The organism is Chryseobacterium rhizosphaerae (genome assembly GCF_003385455.1).
Taxonomy (GTDB): domain Bacteria; phylum Bacteroidota; class Bacteroidia; order Flavobacteriales; family Weeksellaceae; genus Chryseobacterium; species Chryseobacterium rhizosphaerae.
The window spans coordinates 1-8,446 of sequence record NZ_QNUF01000052.1 but is presented as its reverse complement, the minus strand read 5'-3'; the positions used below and the strand labels follow the sequence as shown (position 1 = coordinate 8,446).

General features: G+C 36.8%; 4 protein-coding genes. All 4 read left to right on the top strand.

The genetic code is table 11. From position 1 onward, the window contains the following. Window positions 1–530: 530 nt before the first annotated feature. Window positions 531–989, top strand: a complete 459-nt coding sequence (locus DRF57_RS23030) for a T9SS type A sorting domain-containing protein (protein ID WP_241508045.1) — start codon at window positions 531–533, stop codon at window positions 987–989. A gap of 4 nt (window positions 990–993) precedes the next feature. Further along, a complete protein-coding gene (locus DRF57_RS23025) occupies window positions 994–7,470 on the top strand; it encodes an RHS repeat-associated core domain-containing protein (protein WP_115921085.1) in 6,477 nt (2,158 codons plus the stop codon). Beyond that, entirely contained in the window at window positions 7,470–8,165 is a 696-nt protein-coding gene (locus DRF57_RS23020) for a hypothetical protein (RefSeq protein WP_115921084.1), read from the top strand. The genes DRF57_RS23025 and DRF57_RS23020 overlap by 1 nt, the downstream gene beginning before the upstream one ends. A gap of 65 nt (window positions 8,166–8,230) precedes the next feature. Then, window positions 8,231–8,446 (top strand): hypothetical protein (locus tag DRF57_RS24045; protein WP_206607218.1); only part of this gene is annotated, 216 nt, incomplete at its 3' end.

Sequence of the window (8,446 nt, the reverse complement as noted above, 5' to 3'; positions counted from 1 at the left end):
TTCTCATTTTGTGCAAGTTGGGATTGTTTCTCATCAATGAATTTATACGTTCCGTAAAAATACGGGGATGTAGTTCAAAAAATATTTATTACATTTGGCTTATAATTTTTACGATAACACAAGCGTAAGCTATCATTTGGCTACAGAAAACTGCGAATCTTCTTAATGCCCAGATTGATAGACTTACGCCCGTGCCTTATATTGGCGCGGGCTGAGTCTTTCTGGCATTAGGTTCTTCGCAGTACCTCTGTAGCAGATTGGTTTCAGTTCCGCGCCTTTTGCTTTTCCAATATTAAATTTTCCCGGGGAACAATTGGTGATAAATGCGACAGGTTCTGGCGCCATGCTACTGTAGCTTTGCTTTAGTTACGAGACTGAAACACAAAAATTTAAAACCATATTTTTATGAAAACACTCTTTTTATCAGGGTAGATATAAACTACCGTAAAAACCCCCATATAAAAATGGGATTTTCCACACTAGTGGGAATTATTTCTAATTTTTATCTTCACATTAAATTTTTTAACACAATGAAAAAAATCTATTTGAGCGCATCACTCTTATGCGCATCCCTTGGGCTATCGTATGCCCAGGTAACAGAAGTTTACTTTAAGTATGACGAGGCCGGGAATCAACGGTACCGGGGTCCTGACTCCGCAGCCAGACAGGCTTCTGAACAATCCAAAACATCTTCTTTATCGGAATCACAGCTGATGGATGAAAAAACATTCTGGGAACAGATTCGCCTGTATCCTGTTCCGGTAAATGACTACTTAACCATTGATTGGACAGAAAAAGCAGACGGACTCATAGAATCCGTCTCTTTATACCAACACAGCACCGTCCACTGGAAATTCCAGCAGCAAAATTTACCTGACCTTAACAGGCAGCTGAAGATTAATATGACAGGCTATGACTGGGGTGTATATGTACTGCGCTTTACGCTAAAGGACGGAAGAACTTTCAGTAAAAACATCACTAAAAGATAATGCTATGAAATACAATAACAATAAAAGAAAATTACTTTCGTCCTTTGTGCTGTTTTTCATCTCCATGATGTATTTTGCACAAACAACTCCGACACAGAAGTTTCATGATACCAAAGGAAATATTGAGGTTAATGGAGCCGGACAGCTCCAGTTTACATTACCCATCGCTCTACCGCCGGGTATAAAAAACGCAGCCCCGCAGGTAAATCTTGTCTATAACAACGGCGCATCCAATGGAATTGCTGGCTATGGATGGAATATCGCGGGTACTAGCTCAATTTCAAGGATCGGAAAGAATATTGAAAGAGACGGAGAAGTGAAAGGTGTTCAGTTAGATTATACCGATTATTACAGCTTCAACGGACAAAGGCTCATTCTAAAATCGGGAGAATACGGCAAAGATGGTGCAGAATATGTAACGGAGAAGTATTCTAATATCAAGATTAAATCTGTGGGGGCAGTTTCAGGGCAGTCCTGGCAGGGTCCCGAATATTGGGAAACTACTTCGCCTGACGGATCTCAGACCTGGTATGGAGCAACAGGTTCAGGTGATAGTAACGCCAGAACTCCTTTGGAATATAATATTATGAAATGGAAGGATGCGCAGGGAAATTATATCACATATAATTATACACAAGACACAGGAACTCATGTCGCGGTAATTTCTTCCATTAAATGGGGAGGAAACGAAACTTTAGGGAAGACCCATTTTAATGAAATTGTGTTCAATTATAATGTAAACGTGACACGGGGTCTCATAGAGCAGTCTTATATGAATGGTATATCCTTTATTCAGGATAAGCTGTTAAGCAATATTGTGGTAAATACCAATACCTCACAGTATAAAAAGTATGATATAATATACAAGTCTGACAATACAAAATATCAATTTGTAGACAAAATACAAGAATATAACTCAGAAAATCAGTCGGCAAATCCAATTGAATTTTTTAGAACAGAGAATAACCCCAATAATACCTATGTTAATACCGGAAATTGGACAAATTTCTATGAGCTTACTTTGAGTGGTGATTTTCGCGGAACTCATTCCACGGATTTTATCATATATAAAAAGGTATCTGCAAGTAATCCTGAAGGTTATTATTTACATTATGGGGGCAATGTACCCGATTATTATTTAGGTCCGGAGAATGTTTATAAGGGTGCGGCTCCATTAAATATCAAAGATGCTAATAATTTTGTCAGCAGTAAACAGGGATTTGTTTCTTATTCGGTAAATCCAACAACAAGAGACTTAACCCTTAATTATTATCTTATTGATTTAACAAAACCTATCAATTATTCAACTCAGGCTTTTCCTAATGCCTTATATTTAGCAGGAACAAAAGTTATTACCCGTAATCAATGGGATGAAAGTGGAAGTAATTACCCTCCTGATATTTACTATTCATATTCAAAAGTAAGTAATATAGTGAAGCTTATTCCCTATGATATCGAAGGGGATGGCATACCGGAAGTCCTGATAGCAAAAAATAACTCTGTTAGAACTAAAACATGCCCACATTTGGACGGTCAACTACCACAAGAGGGAGATTGTGAGATCACAACTTATGAGGAGAATAAATACATTGTGGTCAAACAGCAAGACAATTCCTTTCCTTTTTTCCAATTTGATTTTTACAAAAATGAAAATCTTCTTTTTGGAGATTTTAATGGGGATGGAATTGATGATATTGGGAGATCTGATCTTTACTCGAATACTACTATAAATGGGGAGTCCGTACCTGAAAACATATTACGGGCCTATAATCTGAAAAAAAATAGCCAGGGAAATTATAGCTTATCTGAAGTGTTTTCTGCGAATTATTCTGGCCTTTCTTCACAGGTACAGATGGGTGATTTCAATGGGGATGGAATATCAGATTTATTTGTTCGTACAAATAGTAATAATCATTATATTGTCAACCTAAACACAGGAAAAAGCTTCTTAAAAACTCCTGATTTCAATGATTTTAATGGAACTGAAAGCAATACAGGTGATAAAAACGGTTATTATTACACAGCCAAAGTTTTAGACATTAATGCAGATGGGAAGTCTGATATTATAGATTTTGGTACCAGCTATAGTATTACTTCACCTACTTCTGCAAATACCTCACTTACAATAAAAGTTCATGAAAATCAAGGGTATTTAAATGGGAAAATTCAATTTGGTGCCAACCAGCCTGTTACTACTAATTATAATGTTCCCTATATTTTTAGAGATATTTTAGGATTAAAGCAGAATGAATTATATGTTTATACGCCTACTTCAAATCAAAATCTTGGCAGAATAACTAATTTTCTTCATTATTCTAATCTTCCAAACTCATCAATTAACAGAATTGTACAGGGAGAAGTGACAAGTTTAATCACTTATGGTGGCACAAATCCCTACTATAAACCAACAAAAAATGAACAATATCCATTAATGGAACTGGGAGAAATAAATTCACAAATAGTTTCAATGATTACAACCAATAGTAGATTTAAAAAATTCCGGTATCGTGGGCTTATGATAAATCTGCACAATAAAAAGACTATTGGTTTCAGACAGCTGGCAAGCTCTTCATGGTATGGGGCTGGTTTTGAGAATACAATCATATGGTCCGGAACTGAAGTAGATCCTCTTAATGAAGGAGTACCAGCTAAAGAATGGTCCATCAGAACTAACGACGAGACTAAAATTTTCCCGGCGGATATTTCTGAAAATAATACCCAACTATTAAGCTTCAAGTCTACATCCTACCAAATTGATAAACTTTTAAACGGTCAGGTCGTGGCAACTGTTCCCGATGCCGATAAGGCTAAAGCCGTTACGGTGATTCTCCCTAAAACAAACAAAGGAAAAGATTTCTTAACAAACGCTACTGCCGAGAGTACCATTACATATGGAGCATATTATCTTCCGGTACAAAGTATTTCAAAGATCAACTCCAGTCTTTCTGAAACAACCACTACCTATGAATATAATAACAATCCTTCCGGTGCTGGAGCTGACTACTATGTAGGACGCCCAACATCCAAAACTGAGGTTATTAAGGCATATAATGATACCAAGTCAGGTAAAGAGGAGTATACTTATGAAAGCAACCGTATAAAAACCATAAAAAAATGGAATGAAAATAATACTGCCCATATATTAGATACCTACAGCTATGACGGTTTTGGAAATCTCACCCAGAAAATGATAAGCAATAGTACAGATGCCGGGACCCAGACCACGAAGACAGAATATGAAAGCAAAGGAAGGTTTGCCATTAAACAAACCGATAATTTAGGATTAGAAACCCAGATTACCTATAATGATCAGGGCCAGATATTAACCCAGACAGACCCATTGGGAAATACCCTAACCAATACCTATGACGGCTGGGGCAAATTGCTCACTTCCACAACCAATTTACAGGGAACAACCAGCTATACCTATGAAAGGGACTCTAATGCCAACACAATAGTTACCCAGAGCGATCCAGATGGTAATATATCAAAAGTCTTCACCAATAAATTGGGGCAGGAATATAAAACAACCACCAAAGCCTTTGGACAGGGACAGTTTGTTTCTAAAGAAACCTACTATGATGTATTAGGTAGAAAACTTAGGGAATCTGAGCCTTATTTTGACGGGCAGAGCCCGGGTCAATTTAATACTATTGCTTACGATGACTCTGTATACCCTGCCAAAGTAACAGCCACTTCATTTACCGGTAAGCAAACGGAAACTACTGTTTCAGGGTTAACAACGACCGTTAAGGAAATTAACGGGTATGGAAGAACAACTTCCAAAACTGCTGATGCTTTAGGAAATATGATCTCTTCAACAGATAAGGGAGGAATTGTTAAGTTCAAATATAATGCTGCCGGACAACAAACAATAGCTGCTTATGAAGAAAATACAGTGAGTACTAAATATGATGCATGGGGAAGGAAATCAGAATTTAATGACCCTTCTAACGGGATCTATAAATATGAATATAACGGACTCGGCCAACCTAATAAGACTATCAGCCCGAAAGGAACAAAAGAATACAAATATAATAATTTAGGACAGCTCATTTCTCAGAAAGAGCTTTCTACTACTGATGGTGGGCAGGCAACCAATAAAACAATTAGTTTTACCTATAATAATAAAGGGTTGCTTTTAGGAAAATTATGTGTAGCAAAAGGTCAGATACTTACTTATAAATTCACCTATGACCCTCAGGGAAGGTTATTATCTTCTGTAGAGAGCAGCTATGGAAAAACCTACACGCAGAAAGGCATCACCTACGACGATAAAGGAAGAGTGGTTTCTTATGAAAAAGAATTACAGTCTTCGGGAGCTTTAACTAAAGTTATGGTAGAAAACGTATACAGCCCATGGAACGGTGATCTCTACCAGATGAAAGATAAAAGCTCTGGAAAAATTCTCTGGGAACTGAAAGAAGCCAATACCAAAGGGCAGGTAGTAAAAGCCAGTCTGGGTACAACAGCTGTCAATAATACCTATGATACCAATGGTTTCCTTACAAACGTTAATCATTCTTCACCGGTAATGGCAGGTATTCTTGAACTCACTTACTCATTCGACGCCATAAAGAATGAGCTGAAGACAAGAGGGACCGGAGGAGATTTCGGTATTACAGAATCTTTTGATTATGATAATAATAACCGACTGATCAACTGGACCAATCCGGTAACAGGACAGAATTCTCAAAATATTTATGATGTTAAAGGAAGAATCATGGAAAATGATCAGGTAGGAACAATGAAATATGAAAATGCTGCTAAAATCTACCAGCCTACCGGAATGACCCTCAATGCTGCCGGAACACAGAACTATAATGGTGATCTGATCCAAAGTGTTGTGTATAATGAGAATAATGACCCGGTATTTATTGATGGAATGAAAGGGGATGTGGCCTTTCAGTATGGGGTTTCAGGTATGAGACAGAAGGTTAGTTATGGCGGTAATTTTGATCCTAAGGGAGAAGGAAAATTTACCAAATTTTATAGTGAAGACGGTAGCTTTGAAGTAGTAAAAGACAATAGCATAGGCAAAGAGAAACATATTTTATACATTGGTGGCAGTCCTTATGAATCCAATATTGTATATTTGAAAGACTTTGGTCAGATTAGCGGTTCTTATAAATTTCTTCACAAGGATTACATAGGAAGTATTCTTGCCATCAGCGATGAAGCGGGAAACAAGCTGGAGCAGAGACATTATGATGCATGGGGCGGCTTAGCAGCCGTGGCATTTGGGAATGATGGAGTGGTAATAACCGACAAAAATGTTATTAATAACGCTCAATTATTAATAGACAGGGGCTATACCAGCCATGAACATTTTGCAGAGGTAGGGATTATCCACATGAATGGAAGGTTGTATGATCCGCTCTTAAGGAGATTCTTAAATGCTGATGAAAATATACAGGATCCTATGAATACCCAAAACTATAATAAGTATGGGTATGTGATGAATAATCCACTGATGTATAATGATCCAAGCGGAGAGTTCTTAGCATGGTTTTTTGGGGCTATGGTAGGAAGTTATTTCAGTGGAGTTCAGGCTAATCATGGAAATTGGAATCCTTTAAAATGGGATTGGAAAAACACCTGGACTTCTGTAGTAGGAGGAGCATTTGCCGGAGCCGCTCTTGGTCAGGGGATAAGCAACATTAGTGTATACGGAACAAAATTTATTCAAAATTCCGTAGTAGGAGCTGTTGGAAGTATATTTAATGGACTCGCCAATGGGCAAAACATTTTTAAAAGTGCATTAACAGGATTCTCTGGAATAAATTACTCATTTAATTTAGCGGGGAATAGTATGACCTCTACAGGAGTCGATGCAGGATATAAGTATATTGTTTCTCCTGATTATAATGAAACGGGTGAAACTGAACAATATTTCCAAATGGCAGGCTTCGCTCAGTATGGCGCAAGTGGAGGTATAAAACCTCCGTTTGATAAAATGGAAATAGGACAATTAGCTTCTGCGGGAATAATCTCGGCAGTGACTGCAAGGATATTGATAGGAGCAATTGGCGCGGAAGTAACCGGTGCAGGCGTTATTGGAGCAGGTGGTGGTCTTACTTGGTCATCGATGGCAAGTACTGGTACAACTATCCTGGCAAGAACATTTGCCTTAGGCTTATTATTATCTGTAAGAGGTGATAGTTCTGGACCGCCTAAAGCGTATGTTTATACGATAATGGGCAAAGATGATATAGCAAAATTTGGAATTACGAGAGCAAAGGACCCAGAAAGTAGGCCATCAAGACAAATTCCAGGTTTGAACAAAGGAGAATATTCGAGTTTTGGACCTCATAGTTGGATGTATTTGCACCAAGGCGTATCTGAAAATGAAGCTTTTCTGTATGAAAAATATTATGTATGGCAATATTGGCAGGCTCATAACAGAATGCCATATGCGCAAAAGTATCCTAAAGAAGATGCTGTAACAAAATTTTTGTATAAATACCTTAATTTAAAATAATGAGAAATATTTGGTTTACAATCTATTCATCAACTAAAGATGATAATAAATACATTGGATTGAACAATTACAGGACATTGCTTGAAATCTTACTAATACCTGCAATTCAGGATAAAATTAATAGGGAAAAAAAAGCGCAAAAGATAATGTTTTGCCTTATTCCTCAATTAGAAAAGGATTTAATAGATAATTTTAAAAGTAATTATGTAAATAAAAAAATAGTCAATGGAGGAATTATTAATCTGGAGGCATCTTCAAAAGGTGTTGATTGGAATGACATTTCAGATCAGGAAAGAAAAGATTTTTTAATTGAAAAATGGAAAGTTCTTTTTAACAACTTGTCTGATGACTATTTCGTAACTGATAAATCTGAGGTTATTGCATCTTTAGATGAACTTAAGAATAAGGATTGGAAGATCACAAGGTCACCATTCAAAAGGAAGGTAAAATATAATAAAGAAAACTATGCTGTAGTGTTGGACGTTACAACAGAACGGGCTCAGTTGGCTTTAGTCAGGGACTCGGATAATAAGTGGTTTGTACTTAGAATTTTTGAAACCTCGAAAATTCAGACTGATGCCAATTTCAAAGGCTTCCAATTGGATGGAGATACTTTGAAATTTATCTACAAGAATCCTTTCAATGCAATGTTTGAATCTCCTGTTATATTCAGTTTAAAAGAAATAATTAATTAAATTTTTGAGAACAAAGTAGGAAATCTTCCTACTTTGCTTCTTTTCAAATAACTTAAAATACACCTATGAAAAAATTTATTAATACCTTAACGATTTTTAGCTGTCTATTATATTCTGAGGTATGCATGGCCCAATCTTCTCCAAAGTATTTAGAAATTGAATGGAAAAACGGCAGCGAAGTTGCAAAGAAAATAATGAAAAGCAACTTTTATTATGATGTACTAGATGCATGGTCCCCCTTTGGAAATGATACTGGAAATGATACATACTATTTGTATTGT

Bases quoted from the DNA above. Each gene is read 5' to 3' on its own strand.
- DRF57_RS23030 (WP_241508045.1), top strand. From the start codon at position 531: ATGAAAAAAATCTATTTGAGCGCATCACTCTTATGCGCATCCCTTGGG.
- DRF57_RS23025 (WP_115921085.1), top strand. From the start codon at position 994: ATGAAATACAATAACAATAAAAGAAAATTACTTTCGTCCTTTGTGCTG.
- DRF57_RS23020 (WP_115921084.1), top strand. From the start codon at position 7,470: ATGAGAAATATTTGGTTTACAATCTATTCATCAACTAAAGATGATAAT.